This is a genomic window from Streptomyces sp. NPDC002580 (genome assembly GCF_042889485.1).
Taxonomy (GTDB): Bacteria; Actinomycetota; Actinomycetes; order Streptomycetales; family Streptomycetaceae; genus Streptomyces.
In genome coordinates this window covers 1-22,113 of sequence record NZ_JBIAQZ010000012.1, presented here as the reverse complement: position 1 = coordinate 22,113, position 22,113 = coordinate 1, and the positions used below count along the sequence as shown (strand labels likewise).

Sequence of the window (22,113 nt, the reverse complement as noted above, 5' to 3'; positions counted from 1 at the left end):
GAAACGTGAGTGCGAGCCACGCTCTGGGCAGAACAGTGGGGAGGACGACGTGACAAGGAGCCGCGGCCGGGACGCCGCGCACCCTTTTTCGCGTCGTTCCACGAGCCGTGGGAGGCTGACCGGTGTCGAGCGCACCCGAGCAGGAGGCGGTCCACGAGGGACACGCCGCGGGCGGCGGGCTGCCCGCGCAGACCGTCGTGGACCCGGCGGGCCCGTCCACGGCCGCGCCACCGGCCACGGAGCCCGCGGCGGAACCGTCCGGTCCGGCGCTGAACGGCGCACGGCGCCCCGCGGCGCCCCCCGTCTCCGTGTGGCCGGGTGCCCCGACGCCGCTCGGAGCGCGCTTCCGGGTCGGCCCCGACGGCACCACGGGCACCAACTTCGCGTTGTGGGCGGGCGGCGCGGAGGCCGTCGACCTGTGCCTCTTCGACGAGGCGGGCGCCGAGACGCGCGTCCCGCTCACCGAACTCACCCACGAGATCTGGCACGGATTCGTCCCCGGGGTGCACCCCGGCCGCCGCTACGGCTTCCGGGTGCACGGCCGCTGGGACCCGTGGACCGGCGCCCGCTGGAACCCGGCGAAGCTGCTCCTGGACCCGTACGCCCGTGCCGTGGACGGCGACTTCACGCTGCCGCCGGAGGTGTACGGGCACGTCCGCGACTGGCCCCAGCAGCAGGTCGCGGACACCGTGCGCGACGACCGGGACTCGGCGCCGTTCGTCCCCAAGGGCGTCGTCGTCCAGGACGACGACGACTGGTCGGACGACCACCGCCCGAAGACCCCGTGGGCGGACTCGGTCATCTACGAACTGCACGTGCGCGGATTCACCCGTCTGCACCCGGGGATCCCCGAGGAACTGCGCGGCACGTACGCGGGGCTGGCGCACCCGGCCGCGATCGAGCACCTGGTGAACCTCGGGGTGACGGCGGTGGAGCTGCTGCCGGTGCACCAGTTCGCGCACGAGGACCATCTGCTGCGCCGGGGTCTGAAGAACTACTGGGGCTACAACTCGATCGGCTACTTCGCCCCGCACGCGGGCTACGCGGCCTCCGGGACGACGGGCCAGCAGGTCGGCGAGTTCAAGCGGATGGTGCGCGCGCTGCACGCGGCCGGGATCGAGGTCGTCCTCGACGTGGTCTACAACCACACGGCGGAGGCGGGCGAGCTGGGGCCGATGCTGTCGCTGCGCGGCATCGACAACCGGGGGTACTACCGGCTCCAGTCGGACGCCCGCCGCTACGCGGACTACACCGGGTGCGGCAACACCCTGCACGTCGTGCAGCCGCAGGTACTGCGGCTGATCACGGACTCACTGCGGTACTGGGTGACCGAGATGGGCGTCGACGGCTTCCGCTTCGACCTGGCGGCCGCGCTGGCCCGGTCCATGCACGACGTCGACATGCTGTCGCCGTTCCTCGCCGTCATCGCCCAGGATCCGGTGCTGCGCCGGGTCAAGCTGATCGCCGAACCCTGGGACGTCGGCTCGGGCGGCTACCAGGTGGGCGCCTTCCCGCCGCTGTGGACCGAGTGGAACGACCGCTACCGCAACGCCGTACGGGACTTCTGGCGCGGCGCGCTGCCCGACGTGCGGGACCTCGGCTACCGCCTGTCGGGGTCGAGCGACCTGTACGCCTGGGGAGGCCGGCGCCCCTACGCCTCCGTCAACTTCGTGACCGCGCACGACGGCTTCACCCTGCGGGACCTCGTGTCCTACGAGCGCAAGCACAACGAGGCGAACGGCGAGGGCAACCGGGACGGCACGGACGACAACCGGGCGTGGAACGGCGGCGCGGAGGGCGAGAGCGAGGACGAGGGACTGCCGGCGCTGCGGCGGCGGCAGCTGCGGAACCTGCTGACGACGCTGCTGCTGTCGACCGGGGTGCCGATGCTGGTCGCCGGGGACGAGTTCGGGCGGACCCAGCGGGGCAACAACAACGCCTACTGCCAGGACAACGAGATCAGCTGGGTCGACTGGTCGCTGCTGGACGACCCCGGCTGGCGGGCGCTGTTCGAGCTGACGTCGCGCCTGATCGCGCTGCGGCACGAGCATCCCGTGCTGCGCCGCCGGGCGTTCTTCTCCGGCCGGGCGCACTCGGCCGACGGGCTGCGGGACCTGGCCTGGTTCACCGAGCGGGGCACCGAGATGACGGAACGGGACTGGTACGCGCCCGCCGCGACCCTCGGGATGTACCTGTCCGGCCGGGACATCCCCGGCCGGGACGCGTTCGGCGCCCCGGTCGTCGACGACAGTTTCCTCGCGGTGCTGCACGCCGGGGACCGGCCGGCCTCCTTCGAACTGCCGGGGATGCCCTGGGCCGCGCGGTACGAGGTGGTCGTGGACACCTCGCGGGAGGAACAGTCCGAGGCGCCCGGGGTCGTCCACGCGGCGGGCACCGCGATCACGGTGCCGGCGCGGTCCGTGCTTCTGCTGAAGGTCTGCTGAGGCCGGGCCGGACGGACCGGCCTTCTCGCCGCGCGGCCGCCGGCGGGCCCGGGGGGGTCCAGGTGCGCCGAAAACCCGGTGGGCACTGTCAGTGGTGAAACGTAGGCTCGCCCCTGATGCCCACACCAGATGCAGCCACCATGGATCACCCCGGCCGTTCGACCGTACGCAGCCTGCTGCGCCTGTGGCCGTATGTACGGCCGGTACGGGCGCGGCTGTTCTGCGCGGCGTTCGTCGCGGTGGTCGCGTCCTGCATGGCGCTGGTGTTCCCGCTGATCCTGAAGTGGATGGTGGACGGTCCGGTCGCCGCGCACGACCCGGCGGGGGTCCGGCTCGGGGCGCTGTACCTGCTGCTCCTCGGCGTCGCCGAGGCCTGTCTGTTCGGGCTGCGCCGCTGGCTGGTGGCCCGGCCGCTGGCCGGGGTCGAGGCGGCGATGCGGGCCGATCTGTACCGGCATCTGCAACGCCTGCCGATCGCCTTCCACGACCGCTGGGCGTCGGGTCAGCTGCTGTCCCGGGCGACCACCGATCTGATGCTGGTCCGCATGTTCCTGGCGTTCCCGCTGACCTTCCTGCTGGTGAACTCCGTGACGATCCTCGCGGGCATCGCCATCATGCTGGCCCAGGAATGGACCCTCGGGCTGGTGCTCCTCGCCCCCGCCGTCCCCGTCATGGTCGTCTGCTGGCTCTTCGAGCGGCGCTACTCGGAGGTGGCGCGGCGGGCGCAGGACCAGGTCGGCGACCTCACGACGGTGGTCGAGGAGAGCGTGCTCGGCATCCGGATCATCAAGGGGTTCGGACGCCATCGCAGCCAGGCGCGCGCCTTCCGCGACCTGTCCCGGACACTGCGCGGCACGGAACTGGCCAAGGCCCGGCTGCTCGCCTCCATCTGGGCGGTCATCGTCACGCTGCCCGAACTCGCCATCGGCGCCGCCCTCGTCCTCGGCACGGTCCAGGTCGCCGACGGCCACCTCTCGGCGGGCACGCTGGTGGCGTTCCTGTCGACGGCGCTCGCGCTGCGCTGGCCCGTCGACTCCATCGGCTTCCTGCTCGCGATGAGCCAGGAGGCGGCGACGGCCACGGAACGGTACTTCGAAGTCATGGACGCGCCACCGGAGTCGGCCGTCGTGGCCGTACCCGGCCGGCCTTCCCCGTCGACACCGGCCACCACGTCCGCCCCCGCCCACGACACGGCCCCCGCGCCGGACTCCGCGACCGCACCCTCTCGTGGCCCGGTACCGGCCGCCCCCGCCCCTCCCGCCACGCCCACTCCGGCTCGGGCGACGGCACCGGCACCGTTCGCCGGGTTCGCTCCCCTCCCCGGGTCTCCGTCCCCCGCCGTCGCCGACCTGCCGACATCCGCGGGCGGGCCGGAGGCCGAGGGTGGGCTCCGTTTTCATGGTGTGGGGTTCCGTTACCCCGACGCCGCGCCGGACGCGCCCCCCGTCCTGGTCCACATCGACCTGCACATCCGCCCCGGCGAGAGCATGGCCCTGGTCGGCGCCACCGGCACCGGCAAGACCACCCTCACCGCGCTCGTCCCCCGGCTCCACGAGGTGACGTCCGGCCGGATCACCCTGGACGGCCGGGACATCACCGGGATGCCGCGCGAGGAACTGCGCGAACTCGTCGCCGTCGCCTTCGAGGAGCCCACCCTCTTCTCGGCCACCGTCGGCGAGAACGTCCTCATGGGCGCCGCGGCCAGCGCCGGACAGGCGGAGCTGGACCGTGCCCTCGCCGTCGCGCAGGCCGACTTCGCGCACGCCCTGCCGCAGGGCACGGCGACGCAGGTCGGCGAGCAGGGCCTGAGCCTGTCCGGCGGCCAGCGCCAGCGGCTCGCGCTGGCCCGCGCGGTGGTCGGCCGCCCCCGCTTCCTGGTGCTCGACGACCCGCTGTCCGCGCTGGACGTGCACACCGAGGCGGCGGTCGAGGCCGCCCTGCGCCGGGTGCTGGCCGAGACGACCGCGCTGATCGTGGCCCACCGCCCGTCCACGGTCCTGCTGGCCGACCGCGTGGCGCTGCTCTCCGGCGGCCGCGTCGCGGCGGTCGGCACCCACCACGAACTGCTGCGCACCCACCCCGAGTACGCCCGTCTGATGTCCGGGACAGAGGAGGACGGCCGATGACCGCGGCGCCCACGACCACCGCGCCGGACCGGGACCCGAACGAGGAACCCCGCCAGGGACCACCGGCGGAGGGGCCGGAGGGGGGACCCGGGAGCCGGGCGGACGGTGGACCCGGGCCGTACGAGGACCCCTTCGACCACGACGCCCTCCCCACTCCGCCGGGCGCGACCACGAGCCTGCTGCGGTCACTGCTCGCCCCGCTCAGGACCCGGGTGATCGTGACCACCGTCCTGCTGCTGCTCCAGCAGGCCGCGGTGCAGGTGGGTCCGCTGCTGGTGGCCTACGCCATCGACCGTGCCGTACCGGCCTTCCGGCAGGACGACCACGGGCCGCTGATCGCCGTGGGCGTGGTCTACCTGCTGTGCTCGGCGGCCTCCGGCGGCCTCCAGTACGCGTTCATCAGCGCCTCGGCCCGGGTCAACCAGGACGTGCTGCTCGATCTGCGCGGCCGGATCTTCCGGCACGCCCAGGCGCTCAGCGTCGACTTCCACGAGCGCTACACCTCGGGCCGGCTGATCTCCCGCTCCACGACGGATGTCGAGTCGCTGCGCGAACTGCTCAGCGAGGGCCTCCAGGAACTCGTCACGGTCATCCTGTCCTTCGTCTACATCTCGGCGATGCTGCTCTGGCTCGACGCCGGGCTCGGCGCGGTCGCGGTGGTCTCCTTCGTGCCGCTGTATCTGCTCATCCGCAGCTACCAGCACCGCGCGGGCCGGATCTTCGCCGTCCGGTCGACGACGATCGCCGCGGTGATCGTGAAGTTCGCGGAGACGATGAACGGCATCCGGCCGGTGCGCGCGTTCCGCCGGGAGGCCGCCAACGAGGCCGAGTTCCGGGTGCTCAACCGGCGGCACGAGAGGACGAACGGCGACGCCCTGCTGGAGATGGCCCGCTACGTCGTCGGCTCCCGGCTCGTCGCCAACACGGCGGTCGCGGGCATCGTGCTGTGGGGCTCCTACCGGGTGGCGTCGGGTTCGCTGGCTCTCGGCGTGCTCGCCGCGGCGGTCCTCTACCTGCGCCGACTGTACGACCCGATCGACCGTCTCGGGATGTTCCTGAACTCCTACCAGTCCGCGGCGGCCTCGCTGGAGAAGATCGCCGGCCTGCTGGCCCAGACGCCGTCCGTGCCGGAGCCCTCCGTGCCGCGGCAGTTGCCCGCGCTCGCCTCCGAACACCCCGGCCGCGAGGTGGTGTTCGACGAGGTCCGCTTCGCGTACCGCACCGGCGGGGAGGTGCTGCCGTCCTTCTCGCTCACGCTCCCGGCCGGACAGACGGTGGCCGTGGTCGGCTCGACCGGCGCCGGGAAGTCGACGCTGGCCAAGCTCGTGGCCCGGTTCTACGACCCCTCCGACGGACGGGTCCTGCTCGACGGGGTCGATCTGCGCGAGCTGTCGGTGCCCGAGCTGCGGCGCGGGGTGGTGATGGTGACCCAGGAGGCGTTCCTGTTCTCCGGCACGGTCGCCGAGAACATCGCGATCGGGCGTCCCGAGGCGTCCCGCGAGGAGATCGAGCGGGCCGCGAAGGCGATCGGCGCGCACGACTTCATCAGCGCCCTGCCCGACGGCTACGACACGGACGTGCGCAAGCGCGGCGGCCGGATCTCCGCGGGACAGCGCCAACTGGTCGCCTTCGCAAGGGCGTTGCTCGCCGACCCGGCCGTGCTGATCCTCGACGAGGCGACCAGTTCCCTGGACGTCCCGGGTGAACGGGCCGTCCAGCGCGCCATGTCGACGGTCCTGCGGGGCCGTACGGCGGTGGTCATCGCGCACCGGCTGTCGACGGTGGAGATCGCCGACCGGGTGCTGGTGATGGAGCACGGGCGGATCGTCGAGGACGGGACACCGGGTGAACTCGTCTCAGGGACGGGCCGGTTCGCGGATCTGCACCGGGCATGGCGAGACAGCCTCGTTTAGCGGGGACCGACCGACGGGCGAGAGGGACGGATGATCGACGCGTACGCGGATCCGGGGACACCGGACCGCCGGAGCGGTCCTCGGTATCTGTGGTGGCTGGTCACCCGGCAGGCCGGCCGGTCGGCGACCGGCGCGGTGGTCGCCACCGTGTGGATGGGGCTCACGGCGCTGACGCCGTACCTGCTGTCCCGGGCGATCGACGACGGGCTGGAGCCCGGCGACGAGACGGCGCTGGTGGGCTGGACGGCCGCCGTGCTGGCCGCGGGGGTGTTCAACGCCTGGCTGGGCGTCGTGCGGCACCGCACGATGACCAAGGTCCGGATGGACGCCAACTTCCGTACGGTCAAGGTCGTGGTCGAGCACGCGGCCCGGCTCGGCGCGGCGCTCGCGCGGCAGACCGGGGCCGGGGAGGTCGTCACGGTCGGGGTCGGCGACGTGCAGACGATCAGCACGTCGCTGACCGTCGTCGGGCCCGGACTGGCCGCGATCGTCACCTACGTCGTGGTGGCCGCCCTGCTGCTGTCGGTCTCGGTGACGCTGTCCGTGGTGATCCTGCTCGGGATGCCGCTGATCGGCGTCCTCGTCGGTCCGTTGACGGTCCGGCTCCAGGGGACCGAGACCGCCTACCGGGACCGCCAGACCGTGCTGACGGCGAGGATCGGCGATCTCGCGGGCGGTCTGCGCGTGCTGAACGGACTGGGCGGCAAGGGCCTGTTCGCGGACGCGTTCCGCCGTGACTCGGGGGCCCTGCGGGAACAGGGTTACCGGGTCGGCGCGGTGACCAGCTGGATCCAGGCGCTGGGCATGGGACTGCCGTCCCTCTTCCTGGCCGTGGTGACCTGGATCGCCGCCCGGCTGGCCGCTCAGGGAACCATCACCATCGGCGAACTGGTCTCCGTGTACGGCTATGTCGCGGCCCTCGTCCTGCCGGTGTACTTCTTCATCGACTGCGGCTACGAACTCTCCCGGGCCGTGGTCGCCGCGCGGCGCGTGGTGCGGTTCCTGTCCCTGGAGCCCGTCGCCGGTCCCCCCGCCCCGCTGGACGCCCCGGACTCCCCGGCCGCGCTGCACGATCCGGAGTCCGGGGTCCGGGTGGTCCCGGGACGGCTGACCGCGTTGGCCGGCGCCCGGTCCGGTGACTGCGAGGCGGTGGTCGACCGGCTCGGCCGGTACGCCTCCTCGGACGTGACCTGGGGCGGCGTACGGCTGGACGAGGTCGCGCTGCCCCAGGTGCGCGAGCGGATCCTGGTCGCCGACCACGAGGCCGACCTGTTCGCGGGCACCCTGCGCGAGCTGGTCGAAGGGCGCCGGACTCCCGACGAGGAGACCATCGCCCGCGCCGTGCGCGCGGCCGCCGCCGACGACATCGTCCTCGGCCTGCCGGGCGGTCTCGACGGGGCCGTCGACGCGCAGGGCCGCAGCCTGTCGGGCGGTCAGCGGCAGCGGGTGCGGCTCGTGCGGGCGCTCATCGCCGACCCCGAGGTGCTGCTCGCCCTCGAACCGACCTCGGCGCTCGACGCGCACACCGAGGCGACCGTCGCGACCCGGCTGCGCGCGGCGCGCTCGGGCCGTACGACCGTCGTGACCAGTACGTCGCCGCTCGTGCTGGACCGCGCCGACACCGTCTGCTTCCTGGTCGACGGCAAGGCGGCGGCCACCGGCACCCACCGCGAACTCCTCGGGACGGAGCCGGGATACCGGGCCCTGGTGGCCCGTGACCTGGAGGAGCCGGACACCGCCACCGAATCCGACTCCGACCCTGCCCCCGCCTCTGCCACTGCCACTGCCACTGCCACCGACACGGACACCGCCACCAGCGCCGACTCCGGCACCGGACCGAAGACGGACACCGGACCCACGGTCGGCACGGGACCGCCGGTGGCCGACCCGGGTGCGGAGGTGGACCGGTGAGCGGCCGTCTGCCGGTCGCCGGTCGCGCCGACGTGCGGCGGGCGGCGGCACGGCTGGTCAGGGCCGACGGGCGGGCGTTCGCCGCCGTGCTCGGTCTCAACGCGCTGGCCGCCGCGGCCGGTCTGGTCGGCCCCTGGCTGCTCGGACGGATGATCGACGACGTGCGCGAGGGCGGCGGCGTGGAGGCGGTGGACGGGCCGGCGCTCGTCATCCTCGTGTCCACCCTGGTCCAGTTGCTGCTGGCGCGCTGGGCCCGTTACGTGGGGCACAGGTTCGGGGAGCGGACGCTCGCCCGGGTGCGCGAGGAGTTCGTCGAACGGACGCTGACCCTGCCCGCGTCGGTCGTGGAGCGGGCGGGCACCGGCGATCTGACGGCCCGCGGCACCGTCGACGTCTCGACGGTGGGCAGGACCCTGCGCGACACCGGACCCCAGCTGCTGATCTCCGGGGTCCAGGCCCTGTTCATCCTCGTCGCGGTCTTCGTCATCGACCCCCGGCTCGGCGGCTGCGGCGTGCTGGGCCTGGCCGGCATCGGTTTCGCGCTGCGCTGGTACCTGCGCCGTGCGCGCACCGCCTATCTCGCCGAGGGCGCCGCGACCTCGGAGGTCGCCGAGATCCTCGCGGCCACCGCGTCCGGCGCCCGCACGGTGGAGGCCTTCGGGCTGGGCGAGCGCCGGATCGGGGCGAGCCGGGACGCCCTGGAGGCCTCGCGGGTGAGCCGGATGCGGACGCTGTTCCTGCGCAGCGTGTTCTTCCCGGCCGTGGAGATCTCGTACGTCGTCCCGGTGGTCACCGTGCTCCTGGTGGGCGGCGCGCTGCACGCGCGGGGCACGCTGAGCCTGGGCACGGTGGTGGCCGCGACGCTCTACCTGTACCGGCTCGCCGAGCCGCTCGACCAGGTGCTGAACCAGGTCGAGCAACTCCAGTCCAGCGGAGCCTCGTTCGCCCGCGTCGAGGGCCTGGCCCGGGCACCGCGCACCGCCTCGGCCGGTTCACCCGATCCGGTCGACGACCGGATCGACGTCACCGGTGTGCGGTACGCGTACGACCTCGGCGGCGAGGTGCTGCGCGGGGTCGACCTGACGGTGCGGCCCGGGGAGCGGCTGGCCGTCGTGGGGCCCTCGGGCGCCGGGAAGTCCACGTTGAGCAGACTGCTGGCGGGGGTCGACGCGCCGGGCAGCGGGACGGTGACGGTCGGCCGGGTACCGGTCGTCGCCCTCGGTCCCGAACAGCTGCGGCGGCAGGTCGTGCTCGTCACCCAGGAGCACCACGTGTTCCTCGGTACGGTCCGCGACAACCTGCTCATCGCCGAACCCGGCGCCGGGGAGGCCGAGTTGTGGGCGGCGCTGGCAGCGGTCGGCGCAGACGACTGGGCCGCGGACCTGCCGGACGGGCTGGACACCGAACTGGGTCCCGAGGCCCTGCCCGTCGACGGCTCCCGCGCGCAGCAACTGGCGCTCGCCCGGGTGGTGCTGGCGGACCCGCACACGCTGATCCTCGACGAGGCCACGGCGCTCCTCGACCCGGCGACGGCCCGCCACACCGAGCGCGCGCTGGCCGCCGTCCTGGAGGGCCGGACCGTCATCGCCATCGCCCACCGGCTGCACACGGCGCACGACGCCGACCGGGTGGCGGTCATGGAGGACGGCCGCCTGACCGAACTGGGCACGCACGAGGAGCTGGTGGCGGCCGACGGCGCCTACGCGGCCCTGTGGCGTTCGTGGCACGGAGAACGCCGCCCGGCCGACGACTGACGCCCCACCACTGACCACCGGCCGCTGACGGCCGGCCGCCGCTGGCGGTCGACGGCTGACGGTCGGCGGTCGGCGGTCGGCGGCGGCTTCCGGGGTGTCCTCAGGGGTCCCCTTAGGGCCTCTCCCCGATGTGCGGGGAGAGCGTGCGCCACTAGCCTCGCGAACAGTGGCGCTCGTCCGGCCGGCCCGTGAATCTCCGCACCCCGAAGACGCGTCAGGGAGTCCCGATGAAAGCGATCACCCAGGACCGGTACGGCTCTCCCGACGAGCTGTCGCTGAGGGAGTCCGCGAAGCCGGTGCCGACCGGCGGCCAGGTGCTCGTGCGGGTGAGAGCGGTCTCCCTGAACGCGTACGACTGGCATCTCCTGCGCGGCGATCCGTATCTGTCCCGGCTGGCCTTCGGTGTCCGCCGGCCCCGGCAGCGGATCCCGGGCCGGGACTTCGCGGGCGTCGTCGAGGCGGTCGGCGCCGACGTGTCGCGGCTGCGTCCCGGGGACGAGGTGTTCGGCGAGGCCGACGGGGCGTTCGCCGAGTACGTGTGCGCGCCGGACGACGCGGTGGAGACGAAACCGGCCGGGCTGAGCTTCGAGCAGGCCGCCGCGTTGCCGCTCGCGGGGAACACCGCCCTGATGGGCCTGCGCGACGCGGCCCCGCCGCTGGCCGGGGCACGGGTGCTCGTCAACGGCGCCTCGGGAGGCGTCGGCACCTTCGCCGTGCAGATCGCCAAGGCGTTCGGCGCCGAGGTGACCGGGGTGTGCAGCGCGCGGAACACGGACCTGGTGCGGTCGCTCGGCGCGGACCACGTCATCGACTACACCACGGTGGACTTCACCCGTACGGGGCGGCGCCACGACGTCGTGCTCGACCTCGTGGGCAATCACTCGCTGACCGCGTTCCGGCGCGCGCTGACGCCCAAGGGGACGCTCGTCCTGTCCGGCGGCGGGGTGTTCGAGGGCGGCAGCCTCTTCGGGCCGATGAGCCTCATCCTGCGAGGGCCGGCGTTGTCGCCCTTCGTCGGTCAGCGGATCGTCCGCCTCACCGCGACGCGGTGCGCGGAGAACCTCGCGACCCTGCGGGAACTGGTCGAATCCGGAAAAGTCATGCCGGTCGTCGACCGGACGTACGCGTCGTTGAGCGAGGTGCCGGAAGCCCTCCGCCATCTCGAGGTGGAGCACGCCCGGGCGAAGATCGTCGTCACCGTGTGACCCCGCGGGCCGGCCTTCCGGCCGGCCCGCCCTGCGTGCCTTGTTCCCCGACTCCCCGCAGGTCGGCGGGAACCGGACTCCCCCGCGAGCCTTCACCGCGCGGGGACGGGCGGGTGCGGCGCGGTTCCCGGGACGGGTCCGAGCGGCCGCTTCCCCTGCTCCGGGACGAAAGACCGGCACACGGCCCGGGAGACGGTTCGTTTACCGGACACGACGTCCCGGTCAACGGAAAGTTTCCGGCCAATGTACTGACGCGCCCCTGACAGAAAGCGGCATCTCCTGCCACTCTTCCCTCGGCTACTTCACAGCAACCTCACAGCTACGCCCGCTGTGTCGTGCCGTTCGACCCCATGCACCTGGTTCCGCGTAACGCCCAGTTCTGCCCGGACGGGTCATCCATCGTCCGGTCTCCCCTGGCCGCGCGACCCGTGGCCATGCAGAAGGAGTCAGTGTTGAGAAGCAGTTCTCCCCACAGACGCACCTCCCACACCACCAAGCGCCGCATCGCCGGTGTCGCCCTCGTCGGCGTCTCCGCCCTGCTGGCCGCGGCCGTCCAGTCGGGCGCCGCGAGCGCCGCTCCGGAGCGGGCTCCCCGCGCGGGCGGGATCGACCCGGGCTCCGTCGCCCTGAAGCTCACCGCCGCGCAGCGCGCCGAGCTGATACGCGACGCCGACTCGGCCAAGGCCGCGACCGCCCGGGACCTGGGTCTGGGCGCCGGCGAGAGCCTCGTCGCCCGTGACGTCATGAAGGACGCCGACGGCACCGTCCACACCCGCTACGAGCGCACGTACCGAGGACTGCCGGTCCTCGGCGGCGACCTGGTCGTCGACACCTCCAAGTCCGGGAGGACCGGGCACGTCTACAGGGCGACGAAGGCGTCGCCGAAGGTCGCGACCCTCGAGCCCGCGGTCGCCGCCGGCACGGCGGAGAAGCAGGCACTGTCCGCCGCCAGGGCCGCCGGCTCGAAGAGCACCGAAGCCGACCGCGCACCCCGCAAGGTGATCTGGGCGGCGAGCGGCAGACCGACCCTCGCCTACGAGACCGTCGTCGGCGGCCTCCAGGACGACGGCACCCCCAACGAGCTGCACGTCATCACCGACGCCGCCACCGGCAAGAAGCTGTACGAGTACCAGGGCGTCAAGACCGGCATCGGCAACACCCAGTACAGCGGCCAGGTGACCCTGACGACCACACAGTCGGGCTCCAACTACACGCTGAACGACGGCGCGCGCGGCGCCCACAAGACCTACAACCTGAACCGCGGCACGTCGGGCACCGGCACGCTGTTCTCCCAGACGAGCGACACCTGGGGCAACGGCACCACGTCGAACGCCGCGACGGCCGGCGCCGACGCGCACTACGGCGCCGCGGAGACGTGGGACTTCTACAAGAACACCTTCGGCCGCAGTGGCATCAAGAACAACGGCGTCGGCGCCTACTCCCGCGTGCACTACGGCAATTCGTACGTGAACGCGTTCTGGGACGACGGCTGCTTCTGCATGACCTACGGCGACGGGTCCGGGAACGCCGACCCGCTGACCGCGCTGGACGTCGCGGGCCACGAGATGAGCCACGGTGTCACCTCCAACACCGCGGGCCTCAACTACTCGGGCGAGTCCGGCGGTCTGAACGAGGCGACCTCCGACATCTTCGGCACCGGCGTGGAGTTCTACGCCAACAACTCCTCCGACGTGGGCGACTACCTCATCGGCGAGAAGATCGACATCAACGGCGACGGCACCCCGCTGCGCTACATGGACAAGCCGAGCAAGGACGGCGGCTCCAAGGACTCCTGGTACTCGGGTGTCGGCAACGTCGACGTGCACTACTCGTCGGGTGTCGCCAACCACTTCTTCTACCTGCTGAGCGAGGGCAGCGGCGCCAAGGTCATCAACGGCGTCAGCTACAACTCGCCCACCTCCGACGGGCTTCCGGTCACCGGCATCGGCCGCGACAAGGCGCTGGCGATCTGGTACCGCGCGCTCACCACCAAGTTCACCTCGACCACCAACTACGCGGCGGCCCGTACCGGCACGCTCGCGGCGACGGGTGAGCTGTACGGCACGACGAGCGCCGAGTACACCGCGGTGCAGAACGCCTGGGCGGCCGTGAACGTCGGGACGCGTCCCGGCGGTGGCGGCGGTGGCGGTACGTCGTTCGAGAACACGGCCGACGTATCGATTCCGGACAACGGGGCCGCGGTCACCTCCTCGGTCACGGTCAGCGGCCGTACCGGCAACGCCCCGTCGAACCTCGCGGTGGCCGTGGACATCGTGCACACCTGGCGCGGTGACCTGGTGATCGATCTGGTCGCCCCGGACGGCTCGACGTACCGCCTGAAGAACTTCAGCTCGTCCGACTCGGCGGACAACGTGAACACGACCTACACGGTCAACGCGTCCTCCGAGGTGGCCAACGGCACCTGGAAACTGAAGGTCCAGGACCAGGCGGCCCAGGACACCGGCTACATCAACAGCTGGAAGCTGACCTTCCCGTAGACCGCGGCTGAAGGCCGCGCGAAGATCGTGCGCCAGGGCGCCGTCCCGGAGGTTCGACTCCCCGGGGCGGCGCCCTCCTTTGCCCGCGGGGGAGTTTGCGTTGACCTCCGCTTGGCCGCGGCCGATCCGGTGTCCGGCCACCCCACTGTTCACCTGATCGACGATTTCCGGCCAAGGTCTTCAAGGGGTCCTGACATGTACGCATCCAGGGTGGCACTCTTCCAACGCACGGCTCACCCGCACCGCAACTTCACAACCGCCCGTCCGGCCACCCCAAAGCCGTGCGGGCGTCCCCACAAGAAGGAGCTTGCGTGACCCCCCTCTACGCGCGTCACAAGCGCACCACTCTGGCCATCGCCACCGCTGTCGCGGCCGGAGCCCTGCTCACCACCGGTCTGACCACCGGTGCCGCCGCGCAGACCGCGGCGCTCTCCACCGGCAAGACCACCCCCCTCGCCGGTTCGCCCGTCTCGCTGTCCTCCGCCGCGCGCACCGCGCTCATCCAGAAGGCCGACGCCGCCACGGCGGACACGGCCCAGGAGATAGGGCTCGGCGCGAAGGAGAAGCTGGTCGTCAGAGACGTCGTCAAGGACACCGACGGCACCGTCCACACCCGCTACGAGCGCACGTACAACGGACTTCCGGTCCTCGGCGGCGACCTCGTCGTCCACGAGACCGAGGCCGGCACCACCCAGGGCGTGACGAAGGCGACGAAGACGGCCATCAAGGTCGCCTCGCTCAAGCCGCTCGTCACCACCGCGAAGGCCGAGAAGCAGGCGCTCACCGCCGCCAAGGCCGCGGGCACGGAGAAGAGCGCCGCCGACCAGGCCCCCCGCAAGGTGATCTGGGCCGCCACCGGCAAGCCGACCCTCGCCTACGAGACCGTCGTCGGCGGCCTCCAGGACGACGGCACCCCCAACGAGCTGCACGTCATCACCGACGCCGCCACCGGCAAGAAGCTGTACGAGTACCAGGGCATCGAGACCGGCACCGGCAAGACCCTCTACTCGGGCACGGTCACCCTCAACTCGACCCTGTCGGGCTCGACGTACAGCCTGACCGACGGCACCCGCGGCGGTCACAAGACGTACAACAAGTCGCACACCACGACCACCTCCGCGGGCACGCTGTTCACCGACGCGGACGACGTCTGGGGCACCGGCGCGGCCTCCAGCTCCACCACCGACCAGACCGCGGCCGCCGACGCCGCCTACGGCGCCCAGGCGACGTGGGACTTCTACAAGAACACCTTCGGCCGCAGCGGCATCAAGAACAACGGCGTGGCAGCGTACTCCCGCGTCCACTACGGCAACGCGTACGTCAACGCGTTCTGGGACGACAGCTGCTTCTGCATGACCTACGGCGACGGCAGCGGCAACACCCACCCGCTGACCTCGCTGGACGTGGCCGGCCACGAGATGAGCCACGGCGTCACCTCCAACACCGCGGGCCTCAACTACTCGGGCGAGTCCGGCGGTCTGAACGAGGCGACCTCCGACATCTTCGGCACCGGTGTCGAGTTCGCCGCGGCGAACTCCTCCGACGTGGGCGACTACCTCATCGGCGAGAAGATCAACATCAACGGCGACGGCACCCCGCTGCGCTACATGGACAAGCCCAGCAAGGACGGCGGCTCCGCCGACTACTGGTCGTCCTCGGTCGGCAGCAAGGACGTGCACTACTCGTCCGGTGTCGCGAACCACTTCTTCTACCTGCTGTCCGAGGGCAGCGGCGCGAAGACGATCAACGGGGTCAGCTACAACTCCCCGACCTACAACGGTGCGGCGGTCACCGGCATCGGCCGGGCCAAGGCCCTGCAGATCTGGTACAAGGCGCTGACGACGTACATGACGTCGACGACCAAGTACACGGGCGCCCGCACGGCCACGCTCTCCGCGGCGTCGGCCCTGTACGGCTCCACGAGCACGGAGTACAAGGCGGTCGCCGCCGCCTGGACGGCGGTCAACGTCAGCTAGTCGGCGCCCGGCAGGACGGAGGCGGCACCCGGACCGAGGACGGTCCGGGTGCCGCCCTACTCTTGCCCCCATGCCCTACACGTACGAGGACGTGGGCGCGACCCGCGAGGACCGCTGCCCCCCGGGCTTCCACCGCCTGCATGTCCGCTTCCGGATCGGTGAAGGGGAGGCCGTCTTCCAGCGCGCCTCCGAGGCCCTGATGAGCTGGGAACTGCACCGCGCCATGGGGGTCCGCATGACCTCCGACGCCGACAGGGCCGCACCCGGGGTCGATGTCACGGTCCGCATCGGCCCGATCAAGGCACCCTGCCGCGTGGTCTGGACGGCCGAGGAGTCCCGGCGCACCGCCTGGGCCTACGGAACGCTTTCCGGCCATCCCGAATCCGGCGAGGAAGCCTTCGTGGTCTCCCGCACCGGCGACGGCACGGTGTGGCTGACGGTCACGGCCTTCAGCCGCGCGGTCAAGTGGTACTCCCGCGCGGGCGGCGCCGCGACCCGCGGCCTCCAGCACGCCTACGTCCAGCGGTGCGGCAAGGTGCTGCGGCGACTGTGCGCCGGGCTGGACAGCTGAGCGGTCACCGAGGACGGTCACCGAGGACCACCGGAGGGCGGGCCGCGGTGCGCGGCTCGCCCTCCGGTGGCACCTGACCGCGGCTCACCGCATCAGCAGTCCCGCGCCCTCCCCCGACTCCTCCGAAGGCACCGCCACCAGCCCGAGTTCGGCGCCGGAGGCCAGCAGCCGATGGGCCGGCAGGATACGGACCGTGTAGCCGAACGGCCCCGTGCGGTCGAGCGACAGCGGGCCCTCGTAGACCCAGCGGCCCTCCAGGTCGGGGCCACCGGTCGGCTTGAGCGGGACGCACACCGCGTCGCCGATGCGGTCGTCGGTGTCGACGCGGCCGGCGACCGCCTGGACCTCCACGTCGTCGGGGGCGAGGTCGCCCAGACCTACCCGGACGCGCAGCGACAGGGTGGTGCCCAGTTCCGCGGTCGTGGTGGCCGAGGACGCCTCGACGTGGTCGACGGTGACACGGGGCCAGGCGGCACGGACACGCGCCTTCCAGCCGGCCAGTTCACGGGCCGTCTCCGCGGTGAGGGCCCGGTGGGCCTGGGCCGCGGGGGCGTACAGACGCTCCACGTACTCCCGCACCATCCGGCCCGCCAGGACCTTCGGTCCGAGATGGGTCAGCGTCCGGCGGACCATCTCGATCCAGCGGCCGGGCAGACCGGCCTGGCCGCGGTCGTAGAAGCGGGGGGCCACCCGCTGTTCGAGGAGGTCGTAGAGGGCGCCTGCCTCCAGTTCGTCACGGCGGTCGTCGTCGGTCGCGGTGCCGTCCGCGGTCGGGATCGCCCAGCCGAAGTCGGGCTGGAACCACTCGTCCCACCAGCCGTCCAGGACGGAGAGGTTGAGACAGCCGTTGAGCGCCGCCTTCATGCCGCTCGTGCCGCACGCCTCCAGCGGGCGCAGCGGATTGTTGAGCCAGATGTCGCAGCCCGGGTACAGCTTCTGCGCCATCGCCATGCCGTAGTCGGGCAGGAACACGATCCGGTGGCGCACCCGGGGGTCGTCCGCGAACCTGACCAGCTCCTGGATCAGCCGCTTCCCGCCGTCGTCCGCGGGGTGCGCCTTGCCCGCGACCACGACCTGCACCGGCCGTTCGGGGTGCAGCAGCAGGTCCATGAGCCGGTCGCGGTCGCGCAGCATCAGCGTCAGCCGTTTGTACGAGGGGACCCGGCGCGCGAAGCCGATGGTGAGAACGTCGGGGTCCAGCACCCCGTCGATCCAGCCGAGTTCGGCGGTGCCGGCGCCGCGCTGGCGCCAGGAGGCCCGGAGCCGGTCCCGCACCTCCAGGACCAGTTGCTCCCGCAGCACCCTGCGCAGGTCCCAGATCTCCTCGTCGGCGATCTCGGCCACCGCGTCCCAGCGGTCCGAGCCGCCGACGGTCAGCGCGTCCTCGGTGCGCTGCGCGCCGATCTGCCGCGCGCCGAGCCGGAACACCTCGGGGGCCACCCAGGTCGGCGCGTGGACGCCGTTGGTGACCGAGGTGATCGGCACCTCCTCGGCGTCGAAGCCCGGCCAGAGCCCGGAGAACATCTCCCGGCTGACCTGGCCGTGCAGCAGCGAGACCCCGTTCGCCCGCTGTCCGAGGCGCAGGCCCATCACCGCCATGTTGAAGAGGTTCGGCTCGCCTCCGGGATAGGTCTCCATGCCGAGGGCGAGGATGCGCTCCACGTCGATGCGCGGGAGCTCCGCGTCGGGGCCGAAGTGGCGGGCCACCGCCTCCCGGTCGAACCGGTCGATGCCGGCGGGCACCGGGGTGTGGGTGGTGAAGACCGTGCCGGCCCGCACCGCCTCCAGCGAGGAGTCGAAGTCCAGTCCCTCGTCTCCGAGTTCGGCGATCCGCTCAAGACCGAGGAACCCGGCGTGGCCCTCGTTGGTGTGGAACACCTCGGGCGCCGGGTGCCCGGTCAGCCGGCAGTAGGTCCGGACCGCCCGCACACCTCCTATGCCCAGCAGCATCTCCTGCAGCAGACGGTGTTCGCTGCCGCCGCCGTACAGCCGGTCGGTGACCCCGCGTTCACCGAGGTCGTTCTCCTCGATGTCGGAGTCGAGCATGAGCAGCGGGACGCGGCCGACCTGGGCGAGCCAGATCCGGGCGCGCAGCGCTCGGCCGCCGGGGAGGGCGAGGGTGACCTGGGCGGGTGTGCCGTCGTCCTCGCGCAGCGGGACCACGGGGAGTTCATTGGGGTCGAGGACCGGATAGTGCTCCTGCTGCCAGCCCTCACGGGACAGGGACTGCCGGAAGTAACCGTGCCGGTAGAGCAGGCCCACGCCGATCAGCGGGACGCCGAGGTCGCTGGCGGCCTTGAGGTGGTCGCCCGCGAGGATGCCGAGACCACCGGAGTACTGCGGCAGCGCGGCGGTGATGCCGAACTCGGGCGAGAAGTACGCCACGGCCGCGGGCAGGTCGGTCGTCTGCGTCTGGTACCAGCGGTCGCCGGTCACGTAGTCGCGCAGGTCGTCGGAGACCGCGGCGAGCCGGCGCAGGAAGCGGCGGTCCCCCGTGAGCTCCGCGAGGCGCCCGGCGGACACGCTGCCGAGGAGTCGTACGGGGTCGCCGCCGGACGCGGCCCAGCGCTCCGGGTCGACGGACTGGAAGAGGTCGCGGGTCTCGGAGTGCCACGACCAGCGAAGGTTGCGTGCCAGGTCACTGAGCGGGTGAAGGGCTTCGGGGAGAACGGGTCGGACGGTGAATCTGCGGATCGCCTTCACGAGTTCCACCTTCACGGAGGACGTACGCGGCAGAGGGACGCACGGCGTTGTGCGGCCTTCGTCACCCACGACGTTAGCGGCGAGGGTGCCTTCGCGACACGGCGCATCGCGGCACGACCCCGGATCTGATGAGCCGTTCGACGTAGGCGGGAATTCGACGCAACCTTCACGGCCGGCCCCGGACGGTATGGCCGATTCCGCCCTCCTGGGCGGCCTTGTGGTGCTTCGCACCGCACGAGAGGCTCGCCGGGTGGCGTACGGCCGGTGCCCGCGCGGAGCGGTCGGCTCCGGCCTTCGTACGTCGACTCGGACCTGCCGGGCAGGTCCCAGAGGAGGGGAACTCCAGTCATGGCACGGACGAGGAAATGGCGTCTGCGCTGGGCGGCGGGTCTCACCGTGGTCACGACGACCGCGGTGCTTTCGGCCATCGTCCCGCCCGCGCAGGCGGTCCCGCTGGGGCGGATAGGCGGCGCCGGCCTCCCCGGTTCCGTCAGCGGGAGCTACATCGTGACGCTCGAGGGGCACACGCGGGCTCCGTCGTCGGCCGGCACGGACATCGCCGAGCAGTACGGAGCGAGAATCAGCCACACGTACGGCACGGCCCTCAACGGCTTCGCCGTGCGGCTCGACGAGAGACGGGCCCGACTGCTCGCCGCGGACCCCCGGGTGGCCTCGGTCGTCCAGGACACCCGGGTCGCGCTCGACCGCGTGCAGCGGAATCCGCCCTCGTGGGGCCTGGATCGGATCGACCAGCCGGACCCGCCGCTCGACCGGAGCTACACGGCGCCCGGACCGGCGGGCGCGGGCGTGACCGTGTACGTCATCGACACCGGCGTCCGCGTCACCCACAAGGACTTCGGGGGCCGGGCGAGCGACGGCTGGGACTTCGTGGACGGCGACGGCACCGCGCAGGACGGCAACGGGCACGGCACCCATGTGGCAGGAACCGTCGCGGGCACCGCGTACGGCGTCGCCAAGAAGGCCCGGGTCGTCGCCGTCCGCGTCCTCGACGACCGGGGGGCCGGTTCCACCGCCCAGGTGATCGCTGGCATCGACTGGGTCACCCGGCACGCGAGGAAACCGGCCGTGGCCAATCTCAGTCTGGGCGGGTACGCCAACTCCCAGCTGGACGCGGCCGTCCGCAACTCCATCGCGTCCGGCGTGACGTACACGGTCGCGGCGGGCAACGACGGCCGGCCGGCCTCGCTGTCCTCGCCGGCCCGGGTCGCGCAGGCGCTCACGGTGGGCGCGAGCGACCGGACGGACGCGCGGGCGGGTTTCTCGAACACCGGGCCCGCGCTGGACCTCTTCGCGCCGGGGGTCGCGATCACGTCGACTTCGTACACGAGCGATACGGCGAGGGCGGCCTGTTCCGGTACGTCGATGGCGAGCCCGCACGTCGCCGGCGCGGCCGCGCTGTATCTGGCGGGTCATCCGGGGGCCAGGCCGGCCCAGGTGGCGAAGTCGCTGGTGAGGCGGGCCGCTTCGGGAAGGGTCTCGGACGCCGGCCCGGGTTCGCCGAACAGACTCCTGCGTGTCGGCTGATACCGGCGGGGCACGGGTACGACCAGGGTGATTCGGCCACCCCGCACCGGCCTCGCCTGCCCGGGACGAGGCCGGTCTTGTGTGTAGACATACGCGTGAGTAGTTAACAAAGTGCCGGAATGCTCACCCTCATAGGGTGGGAAGGCTCCCCCGGTACGCCTTCAGGCTCCACCTCCCCACACCCCCATCCGCCCACCCACGTTGACGCGGACAGGAGCGGTCATGCCCGCCACGCACCACACGTCGCCACCCCCGACGACCACCCCCGAGACGCCTCGCAGCCGCAGGGCCGAAGCCGGTCCCCGTACTCCGGAGAAACCCTCGGCCGAGCCGGGCGGCGGCGTCCCGGCCACCACCGCGCCCCTCGGCACCGCCCCGGAGACCGGCACGCCCGCTCCCCCCACGGCCGCTCCGACGACGTCGGCCGCGTCCGCGTCGGCTCCGTCCACGTCGGCCCGGTCCGCGTCCGGCCGGTCCACGTCCGGCCCTTCGGCGTCCGGTCCCGGCACCACCGCTCCCCCGCCCAAGAGGGGCGGAGCCGCCCCGAAGTCGGGCCGGTCCGTCCCCAGGGCCGCCGAAGCGGCGGTTCCCGGGACGGGCAAGTCGGCCCCCGCTTCGGGCGGAGCGGCTCCGAGGGCGGGCAGGTCCGCCCCCAAGGCGGGCAGGTCCGCCGTTCCCGCCTCCCGCGCCGCCGATGTGCCGGCCGGTCCCGCCGCCGTCGCGGCGACCGCCGTCGGGCGCATCCCCGTCCTCGACGTCCGCCCGCTCGTGCAGCAGGGCCGGCGGCCGGCGAAGGCCGTGGTGGGCGAGGAGTTCGAGGTCTCCGCGACGGTCTTCCGCGAGGGGCACGACGCGGTCGCCGCGAACGTCGTGCTGCGCGGTCCGGACGGCCGCCCCGGCCCGTGGACGCCGATGCGCGAACTGGCGCCCGGCACCGACCGCTGGGGCGCCACCGTGCGTGCGGACCAGGAGGGCCGCTGGACGTACACCGTGGAGGCGTGGGGTGACCCGGTCACGACCTGGCGCCGTCACGCGGGGATCAAGATCCCGGCCGGGATGGACACGGAACCGGTGCTGGAGGAGGGCGCCCTGCTGTACGAGCGGGCGATCGCCGCGCTGCCGAAGGGAGCCAAGGGCAAGGGCCGCAGGGACACCCTGCTCGGGGCCGTCGCCGCGCTCCGCGACACCGCGCGTCCCGTCGCCTCCCGGCTCGCCGCCGCCCTGACACCCGAGGTGGACGAGGTCCTGGCCGGGGACCCGCTGCGCGACCTGGTGACGTCGTCCGAGCCGTTGCCGTTGGTGGTGGAGCGGGAGCGGGCGTTGTACGGCGCCTGGTACGAGTTCTTCCCCCGGTCGGAGAGCGGGCGGTCAAAGAGCGGGCGGTCGGACCCGCCGGTCCACGGCACGTTCCGTACCGCGGCCGAACGCCTGCCCGCGATCGCGGAGATGGGCTTCGACGTCGTCTAC

12 protein-coding genes are annotated in these 22,113 nt (G+C 72.6%); 11 read left to right on the top strand and 1 reads right to left on the bottom strand.

Annotated elements, in window-relative coordinates:
* The first annotated feature begins 122 nt into the window (after positions 1-122).
* The 9 genes from glgX (at position 123) to ACFYW7_RS31570 (ending at position 16,398) form a co-directional block, all read left to right on the top strand.
* Positions 123-2,444, top strand: coding sequence for a glycogen debranching protein GlgX (glgX, locus tag ACFYW7_RS31610; protein ID WP_389508635.1), 2,322 nt, complete (start codon positions 123-125; stop codon positions 2,442-2,444).
* Between the two features lie 116 nt (positions 2,445-2,560).
* A complete protein-coding gene (locus ACFYW7_RS31605; protein WP_389508633.1) occupies positions 2,561-4,570 on the top strand; it encodes an ABC transporter ATP-binding protein in 2,010 nt (669 codons plus the stop codon).
* The gene (locus ACFYW7_RS31600; protein WP_389508631.1) at positions 4,567-6,483 is read left to right on the top strand and encodes an ABC transporter ATP-binding protein; all 1,917 of its coding nucleotides are present in this window, start codon (positions 4,567-4,569) and stop codon (positions 6,481-6,483) included. Before ACFYW7_RS31605 ends, ACFYW7_RS31600 begins: the two co-directional genes overlap by 4 nt.
* Before the next feature lie 30 nt (positions 6,484-6,513).
* On the top strand, positions 6,514-8,394 hold the full coding sequence (locus ACFYW7_RS31595; protein ID WP_389508629.1) for an ABC transporter transmembrane domain-containing protein: 1,881 nt from the start codon (positions 6,514-6,516) through the stop codon (positions 8,392-8,394).
* On the top strand, positions 8,391-10,148 hold the full coding sequence (locus ACFYW7_RS31590; protein ID WP_389508627.1) for an ABC transporter ATP-binding protein: 1,758 nt from the start codon (positions 8,391-8,393) through the stop codon (positions 10,146-10,148). Before ACFYW7_RS31595 ends, ACFYW7_RS31590 begins: the two co-directional genes overlap by 4 nt.
* Before the next feature lie 227 nt (positions 10,149-10,375).
* Positions 10,376-11,353, top strand: a complete 978-nt coding sequence (locus ACFYW7_RS31585) for an NAD(P)-dependent alcohol dehydrogenase (protein ID WP_389508625.1) — start codon at positions 10,376-10,378, stop codon at positions 11,351-11,353.
* A gap of 452 nt (positions 11,354-11,805) precedes the next feature.
* Positions 11,806-13,851: a M4 family metallopeptidase gene (locus ACFYW7_RS31580; protein ID WP_389508623.1), complete on the top strand. Its 2,046-nt coding sequence runs from the start codon at positions 11,806-11,808 to the stop codon at positions 13,849-13,851.
* A 311-nt stretch (positions 13,852-14,162) separates the two neighbouring features.
* A complete protein-coding gene (locus tag ACFYW7_RS31575) occupies positions 14,163-15,827 on the top strand; it encodes a M4 family metallopeptidase (RefSeq protein WP_389508620.1) in 1,665 nt (554 codons plus the stop codon).
* Between the two features lie 70 nt (positions 15,828-15,897).
* Complete coding sequence (locus ACFYW7_RS31570; protein ID WP_389508617.1) at positions 15,898-16,398, top strand: DUF1990 family protein; 501 nt, start codon at positions 15,898-15,900, stop codon at positions 16,396-16,398.
* A gap of 84 nt (positions 16,399-16,482) precedes the next feature.
* On the opposite strand, the gene ACFYW7_RS31565 is transcribed toward ACFYW7_RS31570, so the two are convergent.
* Positions 16,483-19,101 carry a glycosyltransferase family 1 protein gene (locus ACFYW7_RS31565; RefSeq protein WP_389508615.1) on the bottom strand — a complete coding sequence of 873 codons (2,619 nt, stop codon included), beginning with the start codon at positions 19,099-19,101 and terminating at the stop codon, positions 16,483-16,485.
* A gap of 348 nt (positions 19,102-19,449) precedes the next feature.
* Here ACFYW7_RS31565 and ACFYW7_RS31560 point away from each other — a divergent pair, with 348 nt between their 5' ends.
* Together ACFYW7_RS31560 and ACFYW7_RS31555 are read left to right on the top strand one after the other, a co-directional pair.
* Positions 19,450-20,646: a S8 family peptidase gene (locus tag ACFYW7_RS31560; protein ID WP_389508613.1), complete on the top strand. Its 1,197-nt coding sequence runs from the start codon at positions 19,450-19,452 to the stop codon at positions 20,644-20,646.
* 222 nt (positions 20,647-20,868) lie between these two features.
* On the top strand, positions 20,869-22,113 hold a 1,245-nt coding region (locus tag ACFYW7_RS31555), incomplete at its 3' end, for a maltotransferase domain-containing protein (protein WP_389508611.1).

What these genes read in the sequence shown, in the direction of transcription:
- ACFYW7_RS31585 (WP_389508625.1), top strand. Translation starts at nt 10,376, where the DNA reads ATGAAAGCGATCACCCAGGACCGGTACGGCTCTCCCGACGAGCTGTCG.
- ACFYW7_RS31570 (WP_389508617.1), top strand. Translation starts at nt 15,898, where the DNA reads ATGCCCTACACGTACGAGGACGTGGGCGCGACCCGCGAGGACCGCTGC.
- ACFYW7_RS31600 (WP_389508631.1), top strand. Translation starts at nt 4,567, where the DNA reads ATGACCGCGGCGCCCACGACCACCGCGCCGGACCGGGACCCGAACGAG.
- ACFYW7_RS31595 (WP_389508629.1), top strand. Translation starts at nt 6,514, where the DNA reads ATGATCGACGCGTACGCGGATCCGGGGACACCGGACCGCCGGAGCGGT.
- ACFYW7_RS31605 (WP_389508633.1), top strand. Translation starts at nt 2,561, where the DNA reads ATGCCCACACCAGATGCAGCCACCATGGATCACCCCGGCCGTTCGACC.
- ACFYW7_RS31560 (WP_389508613.1), top strand. Translation starts at nt 19,450, where the DNA reads ATGGCACGGACGAGGAAATGGCGTCTGCGCTGGGCGGCGGGTCTCACC.